The following is a 15,554-nucleotide window of genomic DNA, read 5'->3' on the forward strand; positions in this document are numbered from 1 at the left end:
GCCCACGCCCTTCAGCCGAACAGCCCGGCCTGCCGTGGCGGTGGCGCAAGGCGCGCACGCAGACGAACCGGGTCGTCGAGGTGGCGGCCGGGGTGGTGGTCGAGCAGCTGCACGAATGGAAGCACCTTGGCCATCGGCGCGCGCAGGCGGGCCAGGTCGGCCACCCGCAGGCCGCCACTGCGACGCGACTGCACGATCCGCACGACGTTGCGCGTGCCCAGCCCGGGGACGCGCAGCAGCATTTCGCGCGGGGCCTGGTTGACGTCCACTGGGAACCGCTCCGGGTGGCGCAGGGCCCACGCCAGCTTGGGATCGATGTCCAGGTCCAGCATCCCAGTGCCCGTGCCCGCCGGCGCGATCTCGTCGACATCGAACCCGTAGAAGCGCAGCAGCCAATCGGCCTGGTACAGGCGGTGTTCGCGGGCCAGCGGAGGTGCCACCAGCGGCAGCCGCGGAGAGGCATCCGGGATCGGACTGAACGCCGAGTAGTACACGCGCCGGAGCTGGTAGTTGCCGTAGAGGTTGGCGCTTGACTGCAGCACGCTGCGGTCGTCCGCCGCATCGGCACCGATGATCATCTGCGTGCTCTGCCCGGCCGGCGCGAACCGCGGCGGCTTCGCCGAGCCACGACGCACGGCCTTGCGCGCGGCCTTGCCGTCCTCGATCCGCCAGCGCACTTCGCCCATCGCGCCGCGGATCTTCTGCAGGTTCTTCTCCGGGGCCAACGCGTCCAGCCCGGCCTGGGTTGGCAGCTCGACGTTGATGCTGAGCCGGTCCGCGTACTTGCCCGCGGCGGCCAGCAGCTCCGGTGCGGCATCGGGGATGGTCTTGAGGTGGATGTAACCGCCGAACCGGTGGTCCTCGCGCAGGCTGCGCGCCACCTCCACCAGCTGCTCCATGGTGTAATCGCCGCTGCGGATGATGCCGCTGGAGAGGAACAGTCCCTCAATGTAGTTGCGACGGTAGAAATCCAGCGTGAGCCGGACCACCTCATCGGTGCTGAAGCGCGCGCGCCGCACGTTGCTGGACACGCGGTTGACGCAGTACACGCAGTCGAAGATGCAGAAGTTGGTCAGCAGTATCTTCAGCAGCGACACGCAACGGCCGTCCGGCGTATAGGAATGGCAGATGCCCATGCCGCCGGTGCTACCAATGCCGCCGCTCTTCAGCGAGTCCCGCTTGGCCGCCCCGCTGGATGCACAGGACGCGTCGTACTTGGCGGCGTCGGCCAGCACGGCGAGCTTTTCGGTCACGTTCATCGCACGATGGTCGCGGGCTTCTGTCTCATCTGGTGAGACAGCGGATGAACGCTTCAGGCCCAACCGGCGGGACCAGGTTCACCCATCAGTTCACCGGAAAGCCGGCGACGAATTCGGTGCCCTCGGCGGTGCTGGACGCCAGCCGCGCGGCGCCGCCGTGGGCTCGGGCGACCTCGTCGACGATGTAGAGGCCCAGGCCCACGCTGCGGGTAGCGGCGCCAACGTCCGTGCCGCGTACCATCGGCTGGAACAGCGAGCCCTGCAACGCCTCGGGGATCGGCTCGCCTTCGTTGTGGACCGAGATGGTGCACTCGCCATCGATCGAGGTCGACACCACCACCACCGGCGCGCCGGGCCGGCCGTAGGCCACCGCGTTGGACACCAGGTTGCCGACCAGTTGGCCCAGCCGGACCGGATCGGCCTCGCAATGGCCGTCGCCCTGCCGGAGGTGCTCGATGCGCGCCTCCGGATAGGCCTGCGACAGTTCCGCCACCTGCGCGGCGACCGTGTCGTGCAGGTCGATCGGCTGGCGCGTGATCGCCATGCCCTGCCCCAGGCGCGAGCGAGTCAGGTCCAGCAGGTCGTTGATCAGGGCCAGCGCGCGGTCGGTAGCGCGGTCGATGTTGCCCAGCAGCGGCCGGTACCGCTCCGGCAGGTCGAGCATCCGCAGCACCTCCCCGCCCGTGCGGATGGTGCCCAGCGGCGTGCGCAGGTCGCTGCTGGCCGCGCGCAAGCGGGCCGAGGAGCAGCAGTTCGCGCTCGTAGGCGTGCCGGTCCGTAGCGGACGTCGAGCTTGATCTCGGTCACCGAGCCCTGCATGCGCAGCAGCGGCATCCACTGTGTCTGGTGGAAGATCCGTCCGCCCACCGTCAGCAGGTCCTGGAACCGGCGCCTCCCGACCAGCGCTCCGCCCTCCACGCCGACCCAGCCGCAGAACGTGTCGTTGGCCCGCAGCAGCAGGCCGTCGTCGTCGGTGACCAGCAAGCCGCAGGGCGCGTGCTCGTAGAGCGCCTCGGTGCCGCCGGTGTCGTGGTCAGTTGCGCCCACGCCCGCCGCGCGCCGCCAGCTCGCAGAGGAATTCGTTCATCGCGGCCATGCTTTCGGCCGGCGCGCTCAGGTGCGGGCAATGGCCGACATTGCTGATCACGCGCAAGGTCGCGTCCGGCAGCGTGCGCGCCATGTACTCGCCCACGGCCAGCGGAGCGATGAGGTCGTCGCTGGACTGCAGGACCAGCGCGGGGGCGTGCAGCTTTGGCAGGTCGGCACGGTTGTCGGACAGGAAGGTCACCCGCGCGAAGTGCGTGGCGATCTCCGGGTCGGTGCGGCAGAAGCTGTTGGTGAGCTCCTCGGCCAGCTCGGGCCGGTCAGGCGCGCCCATAATGGTCGGCGCCATGCTGCTGGACCAGCCGAGGTAGTTGCCCTCCATCGTTTCCAGCAGCGAGTTGATATCCTCGCGGCTGAAGCCGCCGACGTAATCCCCGTCATTGATGTAGCAGGGCGACGGCCCCAGCATCACATGCGCCTGGAACAGCTCCGGTGCCTTGATGCCGGCCAGCATCCCGATGATCGCGCTCACCGAGTGGCCGACCACCACGGCGGGCCCCTCGGCGAACTCGCGCACCACCGCGATCAGGTCATCCGCATGGCCCTGCAGCGTGTCGTACCGATTGCTGTCGTAGGCCGACAGGTCCGAGCGGCCGCTGCCAACCAGGTCGTAGCGAATGGTGCGGTAGCGGTCTTCGTAGGACGGCGCCATCAACCGCCACATGTTCTGGTCGCAGCCGAAGCCATGGGCGAACACCATGCTCGCCGGCCCCCGGCCGGCAACGGTGACGTGATGACGCTCACGCAGGTTCATGGGCACGGGTCCCGGTCCCGGTAAAAGGCCGACAAGGATCGCATATCGCCTCGTGTGGGCAACGTGGACGGGAATCCGGCGAGAGCGTGCCCGCCCGCTGGCATACTGTGGTGCACGGTGTCGCACCACGCGCCCGCCAGACACCCGTGCTGCCCAAAAGGGGGAACCGTCGCCATGGTCGCTGACCTGTCGGTTTCATCGCCGCAAACAACGCGCTGATCGTTGACGAGTGCGAAGCGTTCGCGCGGACCCTGGGGCCCGCTGCCGAGGACATGGACCGGGACGCCCTGCGTGACCACATCGACCAGATCCTCGTCACCATCGCGGCGGACATGAAGGTGCCGCAGACAGAGCGGGAACGGTCGGAAAAACCCAAGGGGCACGCGCCGGTGACGGCAGGCGGGCCGGACCCGGCCGCGGAGACGCACGGCACGTTGGCGCGGCCAGTGGCTTCGACATCAACCAGACCGCGGCGGAGTACCGGGCATTGCGTGCGTCGGTGATCCGGTTATGGCTCGAGACCTCGCCGACGCTAGGGCCGCGCCAGGGGGAAGACCTGACGCGCTGTGGTCGCGCCGGCCTGCTCCACCGCTTGTTTCGGCTCGGTCAGTTCGACCTGTTCGACGCCATCGGTGGCGAGGATGGCGATGGTCTTGTTTTGAAGCGCACTGCTCATGGGACCTCTTGCAAAATCGGGACGCGGCAAGGTGCCGCAGCACGCAGGATGCATCCGGCTGCATGGGCGCGACGTGACCATGCAGCCGGGCAGGATCACACTCCGAACAGTGGATCGGCCGTGGGCGACCCCACGACGCTCAGGGTTGAATAACCCTACCGCGGACCCCTGTCGCGCAACGCCAGCCGTTCCGGCGCCAGCGCGCCGCTGATGTAGGCAAGCTCGACCATCTCCTCGAAGAAGTCGATCTTGGCGTCCGCGCTCAGGTTGACCCACGCCATCAACTGGGCGCGCTCGGCGTCCTCGAAGCTGAAGTCCAGCGGGTGGCAGGGACTCATCGGACGCTTCCCTCCCCGGCATCGTGTATCTGCTGAAGCTTGTCGATGTCCTCCAGGTCGCGCGGACGCCCTGCGCGACGCTTCATCTCGATCAGGTGCTGGATGGAAGCGATCCGGACCTTCAAGCTGTCCATGTCCTTGATTACCGATTCCGCCATCAGGTCATCAAACCCGATGGGTTCGTCGATGAACACGTCCAGCGAACGCAACGGGTTGGCCGGGTCCCACAACGGGAATACCAGCATGTTGCGGTTGCGCAGCCAGTCGCTGCGTTTGTCGGCGTCGGCGAAGTCATCAAGCGCCACCGGCAAGCGTGGCTGCAGGCCGATTGACGCAAGCGACCGCATGCCGCGGCGGGCGTTGTCCAGCGAGAAACCGATCGCGAGGTCGAGGTTGGCCGTGGCGCGCAGATAGCCGTGCAGGATGACCGCCAGTCCGCCGACAACGACGTAGTCGACCTGCGCATCGTTGAGGAGGGCGAATATCTCGCGGACGTTGAAGGCCATGGGCGGGAGTGTGCCTTTTTGGCTGCCGCATGTCGCGGCGGGAGCGGCTGGAAGAAGCTGCGCGCGAATCGGGCTATGTCTCTCGCGCGGGGAACAGCGCCGGCTCCGCTTCGCGCATGAAGATGCCCGACGTGACCGGCCCGACGCCCTTGAACGCGAGCAAGCGGCGCTCGAAGTCGTCGCGGGTCTCCGCCGCTTCGGCGATGCCACCGATGCGCCCGCCGTACTCGTCCATCAGGGTTCGACACAGCAGCGACAGCCGGGTCGCGGTGGACTCGTCATACCGGCGGTACCCGCCCTCGCCCAGCATCCGCACCAACTGGGCGTGAGTGAAGCTGCACAGTTTCCGCGGCGTATCGCAGCCATGCACCTCCACGAGCACGCGCCAGGTCGCGGCGGCGACCTCCTGCGAGATGTGGTTGCCGAACAGGAAGCTGGCAAGAAACCACTTGAACAGCGATGACTCGTCCCCCGGGAGGACCTCGAATCCGAGGTCACGTGGCAACAGTTGGCGACGCATACGCGCCCTCCTGGCTAGGCGAGCGGGGGCGCTACTGCACAAGCTCCAGACGATGGGCCGCGTCCTCGCACACCACCAGCCCGCCCTCGCCCGCTGCGGCACCCACCGCCTGCACGCGCATGCCGACGGCCAGCGACTGCACGTCCACCGGCGGCGCATTGCACAGGTTCCAACGGGCCGGGAGTTGCACCTGCACAGCGCCGCGCCCGTCCGCGTCCACCTGCACGGTGGCGTTGCCGTCGTAGCTCCACGGCTGCAGGTCGATGGCGGTGATGGTGCCTTCGATGCGTAGCGGGCCATTCGCCGTCTCGGCAACGTCGGGCGTGGTGGTGGTGCAGGACGCGGTGGCCAGCGCCACGGCGAGCGCAAACGTGAGCGGAAGGACGGGGGCGATGCGGGTCATCGGGGGGTCTCGCTGCGGTTGGGTCAATAGAGAGTAGAGCCTCGCCCGTGAGCGTTGGGACCCCGGCGATGAAATCCCTCACATCTCCGGCGTCGAGTCCTCGATCCGACTATGACCCCTGTTCTACCGTTCAATCGCGCCTGAGAAGGCGCGCTGCGTCAGCCGCGGCCTGCAGGACGCGCACGTACGCCATACGGGCTTTCGGGACCTGAGCTGCAGCGCTCTCCAGCCCATCGACATATGCCGCCATCAACACCGGAGCGTTGTGCTGATTGCCCAGCTCGCCCATCGACCTGGCCACGGCATCGCGCAGATGCCAATCCACGTTGACGCCCTTCTCGGCTTCATTGGCGAGGTCAACGACGCGCAACAGATGCGGCGTCACGAGACCGACGACGGTGGCTCTCATCCCTTCACAACCCTGCTTTCGGAAGGACGCAAGACTAACGCGGCGGACCTTAACGAGGTCAGGTTCACTTCGCACTTCTGACCTGCGAGCCCGGCCATTTCTGACAAAGTTTGCAGACCACCGCCCGTTCCGCGGCGCCGCCTGGTCGCCGAAGCTGCGCGAATGGCTCGCCAACCACGTCTCGACCTACCCGGCATCCCGCAGCACATCGTGCAGCGCGGCAACAACCGTCTCCCCTGCTTCCTCGATGACGCCGATCGCGCCCGCTACCGTCACCTGTTGCGTGAGGCGCTGCTCGCCACAGACTGCCGGCTGCACGCCTACGTACTGATGGACAACCACGTCCACCTGCTGGTCACCCCTCCCGAGGCCGGCGCGACCGGCCGACTGATGCAGAAGTTGGGCCGCCAGCTCGCCGCCATCCGCGCATACCTGCAGCAACAGCGCGCGTACGGACGCGACACCTTCCAGGCGATGGTCAAAGCCAAGACCGCCCGCTTCGCCGGGGTACGACCAGCACATCGGCCACCCCACACGCGCATTGAACTTGAGTAAGTGAACCTGACCCCGTTAAGTTGCCACCCCGTTAAGTTGCCCAGGCGAACACCAGCGGCTTGGCCAATCAGAATCCGGTCGCCGCAATTTCGTCGCAGCTCATCCGCAGGAACTTGGCTGCGTATTCGATGCGGTCGCCCAATTCGGTGTCGCCGGGGACGAACGACAGGATGTTGGTCGCGAACTTCTGTCCGGGGACGGAGATGTCGATCCGTGAGCCGTCATTGCTGCGGGCCACCTTGGCCTGGCGCCAGTCGATGGCGTGCTCGCCGGCGAAGGCCGAGAAGCCTTCGCTGTAGTTCCAGGTCTCCATCCGCATGACCGACACGGACACCCCGAAGCCGGGCTCCTCCCAACTGCTGGGCTTCATCTCGAAAAGGTTGGCCGGCCCCTGCACGCCGGTAATGCGGGTGCTGCAGGCATCCGGCGCGCCCTGAAGGTCGCCCGATGCGAGCCCCGCCACCACCATCTCGCCGAGGCTGCGCTCGATGGGGTTGCTTGATGCCTCTTCCTTCGCCGACAACCAGATCCGCGTCGTCTTGACCTCGTAGGTGCCGGTGACATGGTTGGCGCGGCCCTGCGGGTCGATAAACGTCGCACGGGCCAATCCGCGCTGCGCCATTGCCGCCAGGAACGCCTGCGCGCCCTCGGCCGTCTGCCCCGCTTGCGCGGCCGCGGCCATGGGAAGGGCCATCAGGCACGCCCCCGCCAGCAACGCCCAGCCCATCGATGCAATCGCCTTTGTCATGCCTGTTCCCCCTTGTTCAGATGCACCACGTCAGCCGCCGGGCGGCGATGCCAGTGGTTGATCGGTCCCGGTGCTGCGCACCGACATGAATGTCTCGCCGGTCGATGCGCAGACCGCATAGCTCCAGTCGCTGCCCGGCTGAATGCCCCAACTCGCACCACAATCCCAGCCGCGGACGGTCATGTGGCAGACGCGCGCATCCACCGGCTGCGCACACTGGTTGCTGATGGTCGCCGCAAAGCCCTTGCCGCACGCGCGATTGGGGGACGTGCGCGGCGGCGTCACGCAGGTGTTGGGATCGGTCAACGTGGACGCACGGCCCGCCGACCCCGCCGCGACCGGATCCGGCGCCTCGCGCTCGGCCGCACGGAGGTTGGCTGACCGAAGCTCGGCCATGCGCTGCGCCTGTGCCGCGCGCTGCGCCTCGGCCGCGCGTTGTTCCGCGACACGCGCCTGGCGGGCCAGCTCCTCGCGCTCGCGGACGTCCCGCGCGTAAGCGGCATCCGCTGCACGCGCCTGTGCGTCGAGGCGCGCTTGTTCGGCCTGCTTCTGCGCATACAGTGCGGCGCCTTGCGCGATCCCGCGGTCGATGCCGCTCTGGAGCGTGTCGCGCATCCGAAGGTTGTCCGCATTGACCTGGTTGAAGCCGCGCTCGAAGGCATTGAGGACGTTCCCCCAGTTGGCGGCACTCTCGGCCTGTTCGGCTTCGTATTCGGCCTCTTCCTGCGCCGCGTCTAGCCGGTCCTGTTCCATCTGCCACGCGATTTTCCGACGCTGCGCTTCGGCCGCCTGCTGCTCGCGCCGGAGGTTCTGCATGCGCCGCACCTTGTCCGTGTCCATGCGCGAACGCAGGAGAGCCAAATCCGCCTCGGACAGTTGCCGCGGCCCCTGCTTGGGTGCGCCAGGCGCTGCGGCGACCGGTTCAGGAGCAGGCGCCCGGGACTCGCTGGCGGGTTCCGCGGCTGCCACCGTTGCGACGGCCGGCTGAGGCGCTAGCGGGTCCGCTGCGCCTTGCACGTCGTCCGTTTCCGCCTTGCCGGTGCCAGGTTCATCCGGCGCCTGCGTACCGGTAGCGCTGGCCACAGCCACGGCGTCTTCGACATCGCCTTCCAGGATGAAGTGGTTGTACTCATCGGCGGGCTTCACCGACGCAATGCGGGCACCGTCCAGTTTCACCCGGCGCACCTCCCAAGCACCGTCGTCGGACAGTCCCGCCAGGTACGGCAGTTTCAGCAGCCCCTTGCCGATAAACAGCACCGTGCCGTCGGGCTGCACCGTGCCGTTCCAGACCTTGTTGCCCAATGCCGACGACTGCAACACCAGCGTTCCGCGCTCGGCGCCCAGGGTGATGGCCATCATGTGCGCGATGCGGGAGCCATCGGGCTGCCAATACTCCTCGATCAGCTCGTGTCCGGGCTTCTCCCAACGCCAACGCAACTGGTAGGTGCTCTCACTTGGCCGGGTAGTTTTTCCCGCCACCGTTGCGTAATCGCCCCAGGACTCCCGCGACACAGGGGAGTCGTCCGCCACCGCCCCGAAATTCCACGCCACAAACACGACAAGTACGAGCCACGCTCGCCACGATGCACGCCTCAACATTCCGCTTGCTCCCCCGGCCACAACCGGCCCCCAAGGCTATTTTTAATCGGCACCGCAGGCGGTGCAAGCAAGGGGTGAGGGTCGGCCGGCACCGAAGCCGCGAAGTCCGGAACCTGGCCGACGAGGCCGCCGACCTCGCGCGCGGCGTCCGGGACCTCACGGTCGAGGTTCCGGATCTCGTCAGTGAGGTTGCTGACCACGACCCTGAGGTCCGGGACATCGACGACGAAGTCCGGCACCTCGCGCAAGAGGTCAGCAACCTCGTCAATTGACCTTAACGGGGTACTTCTGACCCGCGAGCGCGGCCATTTCTGCGGTCATGCGGGCGCGCACGGAATTGAGGTCGCCAGCTGCGCAGCGCTGTGCGGCCTGCGCGATGACCCGCTGCTGACTCTGCACCCCACCCAGGGCGCGCTGGGCGCCACCGACAAGGAACGAGGCGGCGCTTACCGTGGCCTCCTCGCCGAAACCATCAGCGACGGGGACCTCGCCGCCATCCGCGCATACCTGCAGCAACAGCGCGCGTACGGACGCGACGCCTTCCAGGCGATGGTCCAAGCCAAGACGGCCCGCTTCGCCGGGGTACGGCCAGCACATCGGCCGCCCCACACGCGCATTGAACTTGAGTAAGTGAACCTGACCCCGTTCTTAGTAAATGAACCTGACCCCGTTCTTAACCCCGTTCTTACCGTTCTTAGCCCCTCATGATGGTTCTCCGGTCGCGCGTTTCACGGCGACGCCGGCAGAGAAGCCATGGACAACCGTCGAAAGCAGGATGGTGAAGGCGACGACGGCCCACAGCTCGGCTTCGTTGACGAGTTCGGCATGCGAGCCCGCGTAGGCAAGATAGTAGATCGACCCGACGCCGCGTACGCCATAGAACGCAACCGCCGCCTGCTCCCGCTTCCGGTCCATGGTCCCGAGAAGCGACAGCCACCCGACGAGTGGCCGGACAAGGAGGATCAGGGCCGCCCCGATTGCCGCTCCGGTCCAGGTGAGTGAGGGGAACAAGGCAGGTAGAGCTGCGCCTAAGCCGATCAGGAGCATAGAAGTCAGCGCATGCTCGATCGCTTCACTGAAGTCGTGGAGCTGAGTGTGGAACTCATGCTCGGACTCCCGCCTGCGAAGCACCAAGCCCGCGACGAACGAGGCGATGAAGCCGTAACCTTCGACCAGTTCAGTCAGGCCATAGACCGCAAGTACGCCCGCGAGCGCAATTACGCCCGAGTTGGTGTTCGCCAGAGGGTTGCGTTTGGGCCAGTCAAACAGCAGCTTGCCCAGCAGCCAGCCGAGTGCGGCACCGGCGGCGACGCCGACGGCGATGCGATAGGCGACATCCAGCCACAGCCACTCGGTTACGGTGGCCGCAGTGAAGCCGCCCGCGCCTACAACCGCGAGCGCCAGATAGACGAACGGAAAAGCGAGCCCGTCGTTGAGCCCGGCTTCGGTAGTGAGCGCAAATCGAACCGGATGCTCGCCGCCCTCGAGCGGCGGCCCGACCTGAACATCACCTGCGAGCACCGGGTCGGTTGGAGCAAGAACGGCACCAAGCAGCAGCGCGCCTCCGATCGTCATGCCACCGAGCGCCCATCCGCCCAAGGCGATCGCGGCAATGGTGAGCGGCATGGCGATTGCCAGCAGCCGAACGGTCGGCATCCAAACCTTGCGCGAGGCAACCCGGTCGATGCGGAGGCCCACACCGAACAGCCCGGCGACCACGCAAAGTTCGCTGATCACCTCCCACGGCTTTGGCAACGAAATCGGATCGATCGCCTCCGGCATACCCGGGATCCAGCCAAAGGCGAGAAACCCCAATCCGATCAACAGGGCGGAAGCCGGTGGCTCGCTCCGGGAGACCAGCCGCGGCACCCAGTAAGCGAGGATGACCACGAGGCCAAAGGCGGTCAGCAGCAAATGGTAGGGAGAGATTTCGTACATAGAGCCGCCAAAAACAATGATGCCAATAACTTATTCCGTTTTCAGTTCAATCGAGGTCAGGTTAGTTCAATCGGGGTCAGGTTCACTTCTGACCCGCCAGTTCAATCGGGGTCAGGTTCACTTCGCACTTCTGACCTGCGAGCCCGGCCATTTCTGACAAAGTTTGCACACCACCGCCCGTTCCGCGGCGCCGCCTGGTCGGCGAAGCTGCGCGAATGGCTCGCCAACCACGTCTCGACCTACCCGGCATCCCGCAGCACATCGTGCAGCGCGGCAACAACCGTCTCCCCTGCTTCCTCGACGACGCCGATCGCGCCCGCTACCGTCACCTGTTGCGTGAGGCGCTGCTCGCCACAGACTGCCGGCTGCACGCCTACGTACTGATGGACAACCACGTCCACCTGCTGGTCACCCCGCCCAAGGCCGGCGCGACCGGGCGACTGATGCAGAAGTTGGGCCGCCAGTACGTCGGCCAGTTCAATGCCCGCCACCGCCGCACCGGGACCCTATGGGAAGGCCGCTACAAATCCTGCCTCGTCGACAGCGCCGACTACCTGCTGCGCTGCGTGCGCTACATCGACCTCAATCCCGTGCGCGCCCGCATGACCGACGATCCCGTCGCCTTCCCCTGGTCCAGCTGCGCAGCGCTGTGCGGCCTGCGCGATGACCCGCTGCTGACTCTGCACCCCACCCAGGGCGCGCTGGGCGCCACCGACAAGGAACGAGGCGACGCTTACCGTAACCTCCTCGCCGAAACCATCAGCGACGGGGACCTCGCCGCCATCCGCGCATACCTGCAGCAACAACGCGCGTACGGACGCGACACCTTCCAGGCGATGGTCCAAGCCAAGACGGACCGCTTCGCCGAGGTACGGCCGGCACATCGGCCGCCCCGTACGCGCATTGAACTTGAGTAAGTGAACCTGACCCCGTTTTTGCTTCAGTGAACCTGACCCCGTTTTTGCTTCCCGTTTTTGCTTCGTGCTTTACAGCGCTCCCCCCTGCGCTGCCTTCATCTTTTCAAACCGGCGCTGATAGAGGTTCTCCATCGGCGAGTCCGGATCAAGGGCGCGGATAGCCGCAGGCATCGCGGCCATGGCGCGTTCCGGCGGCGCATTGAAGAAGATCAGCAGCCCGTCGCGTGACCCGGTGTGGAAATACGCGAGGGCAAGTTCCGCCCAGTCGCTGCCGCCGTGCGACAACAGCTTGCTGTCGCCGTAGTCCAGCACTTCCCAGCCCAGCCCGAAGCCCTGCACCTGGGGACACTGGTCCTCTGGAACATGGCTGCAATCGACGTTGGCCTGCGAGCCCTTTTCGGTGTGCACGTGATTACGTTCGGCAGCGAGATGTTCGCTGTAGCCATCGGCGTTCATTACCGCAAGCATGAACTTCGCGTAGCTTTCGACACTGACCATCATGTCGTCAGCCGCGGAATAGGTCCCCGGCTTGCGGCACCAGCCGTTGGGACGGCAGTAGTGGCCGGCGAACTCGCCTTGCTCGTTGAGCGGTTGTGCAAGGTCGCCGAAAGCTGATTCGTCAATGCTGAATGCAGCGTGCGACATGCCGATGGGTTCAATCACGACGTCGTTGACAACGTCGCCGAAATCGCGGTCCAGCTTTTCTTCTACGTAACGGGCAAGGTATTCGAACCCTTCACCCGAGTAGCCGTAGGTGGTACCGGGGTCGTGCAGGAATTTGAGCTTGCGATCTTCAAGCAGGAAACGCCAGTTCGGAAAGCCTGTCGTGTGCGTCAGCACCATGCGCGGCGTCAGCAGCTCGTGCCGCGGATCGTCCGCCAGATCAGGATCGACCCAGTGTGCCGCCATGGGTTCGTCCAGCGACAGCCTGCCTTCGCCGACCAGCCGCAGGACGGCTTCAGTGGTGATGACTTTTGAAATCGACGCGACATTGAACAGCGTTTCGCGAGACGCGGGAACACCCGTGCTCTGCTCACCGTAGTACCCCGTCCAGACCAGTTCCCCGTTCCTGATCACGCCGACGCCGGCAGTCCGAATGCCGTGCTCGGCGACAAGCCTGGCCAGTTGTTGATCGAGCTGTTCGTCAGCAGCGACGGCGGGAACATCCTCTTGCGAGGCCCGGCTCGCCGTCGACTGGCACCCAATCAGCAATGATCCAAGCAACAGCGTGGTAAACGTCGCGAGCAATTTCATCTGGTTCTCCCGGAGTTCGGATTCGGCATAGTCAAAGACCGCAGTGCTACAAGGCCGATGCGCCAACGCGGCAAAAGGTTTAAACGGCACGCTGGTAGTTGAACAGGAAAACAGTGGGTGTCGGGATTTTCCGCTTGGCGCTTGTTGCCCGCAGTTTTGAGCCGGCCCTGCCCATCCTGTCTACCGCGACGAAACATCCGGTTTATCTAATGGTTTTCTCGTGCACGCGACGCGGCCGTATCCACATCGCCGGGCTCCCGCCACGGCATCCTCAGCATCTCCCAGAGCGTCGGTTGGCGAGGGCCGATGCCGGTCTGTTCCACGTCATCAGCGCTGTAGGTGCGAACAGCCGATCCCAGAGGATTGCGTTGCAGGCGTAGTTGGAGTTGCTGTCCTCGAACACCTGCGAGTGATGGCGCCGGTGCTGGTTGCTGGAGGTAAAGAGCCAGTTCACCACCGGCGTGTCCATGCGCAGGTTGGCGTGGGCGAGCGTCCCATCGACCACCAGCAGCACCACCGCGCCGGCCACCGCCTCGGCCGGCGCGCCGAACAGGCCGGCCAGCAGCACCATCGGCAGCGTCAGGAATAACGTCTCCAGCGGATGCGTAGCGCTGACGCTCAGCGCGTGCAGATTGTGGAAGGCGTGATGCACCCCGTGCCCGCTCAACCGCCAGAACCAGCCGAAGCGGTGGATCGCGCGATGGATCCGCGCATACCTGCAGCAACAGCGCGCGTACGGACGCGCCGCCTTCCAGGCGATGGTCCAAGCCAAGACGCACCGCTTCGCCGGGGTACTGTCGGCACATCGGCCGCCCCACGCGTGCATTGAACTTGAGTAAGTGAACCTGACACCGTTCTTGGTTCTTGTGCCGCCCGCTGGCCATGGAAGCCGTCGATCCAGCCGAAACCGAAGCCATCCGCCTGCACTTGCAGCGACAGCACGCCTACGGCTGCGAGCGCTTCCGCCGCGCCATTGAGGCGCAGCTGGGACGAGCTGCAGGACCCCGCAAGATCGGGCGACCGCGCAAGACGCAGGCGGGTTGAGAAAGCCGACTCTGACCCCTCTTTCCCGCTAAGGCGATCCCAGCTTCTCGTTGCTATCGCTGTAGCGGGCGGAATGGAACACCTGGCCCGTGTTGGCGTGGCACCAGCCCGGCTCCCAATCGCCCGCCGGCGCCACACCGTAATTGGCCTGGCAGTTCCACCCCTTGTCGGTCATGAAGCACACGCGGACGTCGACCGGAGCGGCGCAGTTGTTGGTAACCCGTACCTTGTAGCCGCTCATCGATCCGCAACGGTGCGTGCTGGTCACCGGCGGGGAGACACAGGTCGAGGGGTGGTTGCGGGTGGAGGCTTGGCCGCCGGACGACGCGGCCCCTACCCCCGCGGATGCCCATGTGCCTGTACCCGGGCCGTCCAGCGCGGTGTAGCGGCTGGGGGAAGCCGAGGCTTGCGTCGCAGCGGGCGCACCGTATGCCTGCGCCTGGCCGGCAACAGATGCCGGGCTGGACACCTGCGTACCCCCCGACCCGTGGCGGCCTGCTTGTTGCGCACGTTCCGCCGCCGCCTGGCGCTCGAATCCTTCCACCGTTGCCGTCAGGCGCGCCTGTGCGCGCTGGTACGAGCCCACCGGACCGGAGGCATCGTAGGGGCCGTCCGCGTACCCCGACGACTCGGCCAGGCCCTGCGACAGGCCTTGCAGGATCGCTCCGAAAATCTGCTGACCATTCGATCCCGACGCCCGCTTGCGAGCCCGCTCCGCCTCGGCGTTGGCCCGGTTGACCAGCGTCTGCTGCCACAGCGGGCTGCTCTTCAGCGCCTGGTCCCGCTTCGTGATCTCCGCCATCAAGGCGTCGGTCGCGGCGCTGTTGGCCGCGATCTGCTTCATCAGCGCGTACGTGTCCTCGGCCGCCTTGACGTTGGCAGGCGTCGCCTCCACCCGATGCTGCACCCAGTGCATCTGCAGGCCTTGGCCTTGGTCGACCTCGGCGAGCAGCTCCATCGTCCCGTCGGGCAGCCCGCTGTAGGTCACGCGCGCGCCACCGATGTCCATGACGAAGGACCCGTCCGGTCGCCACGCGAGCAGTCCGCCAGGGGCGTCGGCGGGCATCGACGAATCGAGCAGGCCGCGGCGCTCACTGTCCCAGCGCATGGTCGATGCCTGCTCGAAGCTACCGTCCAGCTGCTTGACCGACACCGCCATGACCTCCCCTGGCACAACCCAGGTGTACTTGATCACCGCGGGTTCGAAGACCTGCATGTCCGCGCTGTCAACCAGGAAATCGACCAGCGGCACGTCGACGACCTCGCCGAACGGGCCCCAGCGAGCGGCGCCCTGCGGCTCCTCCATGGTCTCGCTGGCGACTTCAGGTGCGCCACCCGCCTCCTGGTACTTCGCCACCAGCGCCTGCGCCATGACCGTGCATGCCTCGCTCTTGGCCGCGGCCGGGTCCGAGCACAGCTCGGCGTAGGTCTTCTCCAGCGATTGCGCAGTTGCAACGCCGCCCGCCAGCAGCAAACAGGCGACTACGGCCATATTTCGGATAGGCATTGCTCATCCCCATGAATTCTGGC

21 protein-coding genes are annotated in these 15,554 nt (G+C 66.3%); 4 read left to right on the plus strand and 17 right to left on the minus strand.

Annotated elements, in window-relative coordinates; translation table 11 throughout:
* Positions 1–11: 11 nt before the first annotated feature.
* The 3 genes from ACJQWM_RS03425 to ACJQWM_RS03440 all read right to left on the minus strand — a co-directional run bounded on the left by ACJQWM_RS03425 (position 12) and on the right by ACJQWM_RS03440 (position 3,117).
* On the minus strand, positions 12–1,259 hold the full coding sequence (locus ACJQWM_RS03425; protein WP_332701907.1) for a putative DNA modification/repair radical SAM protein: 1,248 nt from the start codon (positions 1,257–1,259) through the stop codon (positions 12–14).
* Positions 1,260–1,344: 85 nt separating this feature from the next.
* The gene (locus ACJQWM_RS03430; protein WP_332701904.1) at positions 1,345–1,992 is read right to left on the minus strand and encodes a sensor histidine kinase; all 648 of its coding nucleotides are present in this window, start codon (positions 1,990–1,992) and stop codon (positions 1,345–1,347) included.
* 300 nt (positions 1,993–2,292) lie between these two features.
* Entirely contained in the window at positions 2,293–3,117 is an 825-nt protein-coding gene (locus tag ACJQWM_RS03440) for an alpha/beta fold hydrolase (RefSeq protein ID WP_332701902.1), read from the minus strand.
* A 272-nt stretch (positions 3,118–3,389) separates the two neighbouring features.
* Here ACJQWM_RS03440 and ACJQWM_RS03445 point away from each other — a divergent pair, with 272 nt between their 5' ends.
* Positions 3,390–3,620, plus strand: coding sequence for a hypothetical protein (locus ACJQWM_RS03445; protein WP_332701899.1), 231 nt, complete (start codon positions 3,390–3,392; stop codon positions 3,618–3,620).
* Positions 3,621–3,649: 29 nt separating this feature from the next.
* On the opposite strand, the gene ACJQWM_RS03450 is transcribed toward ACJQWM_RS03445, so the two are convergent.
* The 6 genes from ACJQWM_RS03450 to ACJQWM_RS03475 form a co-directional block, all read right to left on the minus strand.
* Complete coding sequence (locus ACJQWM_RS03450; RefSeq protein WP_345786183.1) at positions 3,650–3,793, minus strand: hypothetical protein; 144 nt, start codon at positions 3,791–3,793, stop codon at positions 3,650–3,652.
* A 155-nt stretch (positions 3,794–3,948) separates the two neighbouring features.
* Positions 3,949–4,131: a hypothetical protein gene (locus tag ACJQWM_RS03455; protein ID WP_332701897.1), complete on the minus strand. Its 183-nt coding sequence runs from the start codon at positions 4,129–4,131 to the stop codon at positions 3,949–3,951.
* The gene (locus ACJQWM_RS03460; RefSeq protein ID WP_332701895.1) at positions 4,128–4,637 is read right to left on the minus strand and encodes a hypothetical protein; all 510 of its coding nucleotides are present in this window, start codon (positions 4,635–4,637) and stop codon (positions 4,128–4,130) included. Before ACJQWM_RS03460 ends, ACJQWM_RS03455 begins: the two co-directional genes overlap by 4 nt.
* A gap of 73 nt (positions 4,638–4,710) precedes the next feature.
* Positions 4,711–5,157, minus strand: a complete 447-nt coding sequence (locus tag ACJQWM_RS03465) for an HhH-GDP family DNA glycosylase (RefSeq protein WP_332701893.1) — start codon at positions 5,155–5,157, stop codon at positions 4,711–4,713.
* A 31-nt stretch (positions 5,158–5,188) separates the two neighbouring features.
* Positions 5,189–5,560 (minus strand): hypothetical protein, encoded by a 372-nt coding sequence (locus ACJQWM_RS03470; RefSeq protein WP_332701891.1) that lies wholly within the window; start codon positions 5,558–5,560, stop codon positions 5,189–5,191.
* A gap of 130 nt (positions 5,561–5,690) precedes the next feature.
* Positions 5,691–5,969 (minus strand): hypothetical protein, encoded by a 279-nt coding sequence (locus tag ACJQWM_RS03475; RefSeq protein ID WP_332701889.1) that lies wholly within the window; start codon positions 5,967–5,969, stop codon positions 5,691–5,693.
* 162 nt (positions 5,970–6,131) lie between these two features.
* Here ACJQWM_RS03475 and ACJQWM_RS03480 point away from each other — a divergent pair, with 162 nt between their 5' ends.
* Complete coding sequence (locus ACJQWM_RS03480) at positions 6,132–6,524, plus strand: transposase (RefSeq protein ID WP_332701887.1); 393 nt, start codon at positions 6,132–6,134, stop codon at positions 6,522–6,524.
* A gap of 67 nt (positions 6,525–6,591) precedes the next feature.
* Here the strand turns inward: ACJQWM_RS03480 and ACJQWM_RS03485 are convergent, their stop codons facing one another.
* The 5 genes from ACJQWM_RS03485 to ACJQWM_RS03505 form a co-directional block, all read right to left on the minus strand.
* Entirely contained in the window at positions 6,592–7,251 is a 660-nt protein-coding gene (locus tag ACJQWM_RS03485; protein ID WP_332701885.1) for a hypothetical protein, read from the minus strand.
* A gap of 51 nt (positions 7,252–7,302) precedes the next feature.
* On the minus strand, positions 7,303–8,802 hold the full coding sequence (locus ACJQWM_RS03490) for a hypothetical protein (protein ID WP_332701883.1): 1,500 nt from the start codon (positions 8,800–8,802) through the stop codon (positions 7,303–7,305).
* Between the two features lie 62 nt (positions 8,803–8,864).
* Positions 8,865–9,119, minus strand: coding sequence for a hypothetical protein (locus tag ACJQWM_RS03495; protein ID WP_332701881.1), 255 nt, complete (start codon positions 9,117–9,119; stop codon positions 8,865–8,867).
* 16 nt (positions 9,120–9,135) lie between these two features.
* Positions 9,136–9,429 (minus strand): hypothetical protein, encoded by a 294-nt coding sequence (locus tag ACJQWM_RS03500; RefSeq protein ID WP_332701879.1) that lies wholly within the window; start codon positions 9,427–9,429, stop codon positions 9,136–9,138.
* Positions 9,430–9,573: 144 nt separating this feature from the next.
* Positions 9,574–10,809, minus strand: coding sequence for a cation:proton antiporter (locus ACJQWM_RS03505; protein ID WP_332701876.1), 1,236 nt, complete (start codon positions 10,807–10,809; stop codon positions 9,574–9,576).
* Positions 10,810–11,024: 215 nt separating this feature from the next.
* On the opposite strand from ACJQWM_RS03505, the gene ACJQWM_RS03510 reads away from it, so the two are divergent.
* Positions 11,025–11,726 (plus strand): transposase, encoded by a 702-nt coding sequence (locus tag ACJQWM_RS03510; RefSeq protein ID WP_411306668.1) that lies wholly within the window; start codon positions 11,025–11,027, stop codon positions 11,724–11,726.
* Between the two features lie 69 nt (positions 11,727–11,795).
* On the opposite strand, the gene ACJQWM_RS03515 is transcribed toward ACJQWM_RS03510, so the two are convergent.
* Both ACJQWM_RS03515 and ACJQWM_RS03520 read right to left on the minus strand, forming a co-directional pair.
* A complete protein-coding gene (locus tag ACJQWM_RS03515) occupies positions 11,796–12,980 on the minus strand; it encodes a serine hydrolase domain-containing protein (RefSeq protein ID WP_332701872.1) in 1,185 nt (394 codons plus the stop codon).
* A 271-nt stretch (positions 12,981–13,251) separates the two neighbouring features.
* Entirely contained in the window at positions 13,252–13,752 is a 501-nt protein-coding gene (locus ACJQWM_RS03520; protein ID WP_332701870.1) for a sterol desaturase family protein, read from the minus strand.
* A gap of 110 nt (positions 13,753–13,862) precedes the next feature.
* On the opposite strand from ACJQWM_RS03520, the gene ACJQWM_RS03525 reads away from it, so the two are divergent.
* A complete protein-coding gene (locus ACJQWM_RS03525) occupies positions 13,863–14,024 on the plus strand; it encodes a hypothetical protein (RefSeq protein ID WP_332701868.1) in 162 nt (53 codons plus the stop codon).
* Positions 14,025–14,052: 28 nt separating this feature from the next.
* Here ACJQWM_RS03525 and ACJQWM_RS03530 read toward each other — a convergent pair whose 3' ends face one another.
* Positions 14,053–15,516, minus strand: a complete 1,464-nt coding sequence (locus ACJQWM_RS03530; protein ID WP_332701866.1) for a hypothetical protein — start codon at positions 15,514–15,516, stop codon at positions 14,053–14,055.
* Positions 15,517–15,554 lie beyond the last annotated feature (38 nt).

This window comes from Novilysobacter longmucuonensis (assembly GCF_046600735.1).
Taxonomy (GTDB): domain Bacteria; phylum Pseudomonadota; class Gammaproteobacteria; order Xanthomonadales; family Xanthomonadaceae; genus Novilysobacter_A; species Novilysobacter_A longmucuonensis.

What these genes read in the sequence shown, in the direction of transcription:
- ACJQWM_RS03425 (WP_332701907.1), bottom strand. Translation starts at nt 1,259, where the DNA reads ATGAACGTGACCGAAAAGCTCGCCGTGCTGGCCGACGCCGCCAAGTAC.
- ACJQWM_RS03440 (WP_332701902.1), bottom strand. Translation starts at nt 3,117, where the DNA reads ATGAACCTGCGTGAGCGTCATCACGTCACCGTTGCCGGCCGGGGGCCG.
- ACJQWM_RS03445 (WP_332701899.1), top strand. Translation starts at nt 3,390, where the DNA reads ATGGACCGGGACGCCCTGCGTGACCACATCGACCAGATCCTCGTCACC.
- ACJQWM_RS03450 (WP_345786183.1), bottom strand. Translation starts at nt 3,793, where the DNA reads ATGAGCAGTGCGCTTCAAAACAAGACCATCGCCATCCTCGCCACCGAT.
- ACJQWM_RS03455 (WP_332701897.1), bottom strand. Translation starts at nt 4,131, where the DNA reads ATGAGTCCCTGCCACCCGCTGGACTTCAGCTTCGAGGACGCCGAGCGC.
- ACJQWM_RS03460 (WP_332701895.1), bottom strand. Translation starts at nt 4,637, where the DNA reads ATGGCCTTCAACGTCCGCGAGATATTCGCCCTCCTCAACGATGCGCAG.
- ACJQWM_RS03465 (WP_332701893.1), bottom strand. Translation starts at nt 5,157, where the DNA reads ATGCGTCGCCAACTGTTGCCACGTGACCTCGGATTCGAGGTCCTCCCG.
- ACJQWM_RS03470 (WP_332701891.1), bottom strand. Translation starts at nt 5,560, where the DNA reads ATGACCCGCATCGCCCCCGTCCTTCCGCTCACGTTTGCGCTCGCCGTG.
- ACJQWM_RS03475 (WP_332701889.1), bottom strand. Translation starts at nt 5,969, where the DNA reads ATGAGAGCCACCGTCGTCGGTCTCGTGACGCCGCATCTGTTGCGCGTC.
- ACJQWM_RS03480 (WP_332701887.1), top strand. Translation starts at nt 6,132, where the DNA reads ATGGCTCGCCAACCACGTCTCGACCTACCCGGCATCCCGCAGCACATC.
- ACJQWM_RS03485 (WP_332701885.1), bottom strand. Translation starts at nt 7,251, where the DNA reads ATGGGCTGGGCGTTGCTGGCGGGGGCGTGCCTGATGGCCCTTCCCATG.
- ACJQWM_RS03505 (WP_332701876.1), bottom strand. Translation starts at nt 10,809, where the DNA reads ATGTACGAAATCTCTCCCTACCATTTGCTGCTGACCGCCTTTGGCCTC.
- ACJQWM_RS03510 (WP_411306668.1), top strand. Translation starts at nt 11,025, where the DNA reads ATGGCTCGCCAACCACGTCTCGACCTACCCGGCATCCCGCAGCACATC.
- ACJQWM_RS03515 (WP_332701872.1), bottom strand. Translation starts at nt 12,980, where the DNA reads ATGAAATTGCTCGCGACGTTTACCACGCTGTTGCTTGGATCATTGCTG.
- ACJQWM_RS03525 (WP_332701868.1), top strand. Translation starts at nt 13,863, where the DNA reads ATGGAAGCCGTCGATCCAGCCGAAACCGAAGCCATCCGCCTGCACTTG.
- ACJQWM_RS03530 (WP_332701866.1), bottom strand. Translation starts at nt 15,516, where the DNA reads ATGGCCGTAGTCGCCTGTTTGCTGCTGGCGGGCGGCGTTGCAACTGCG.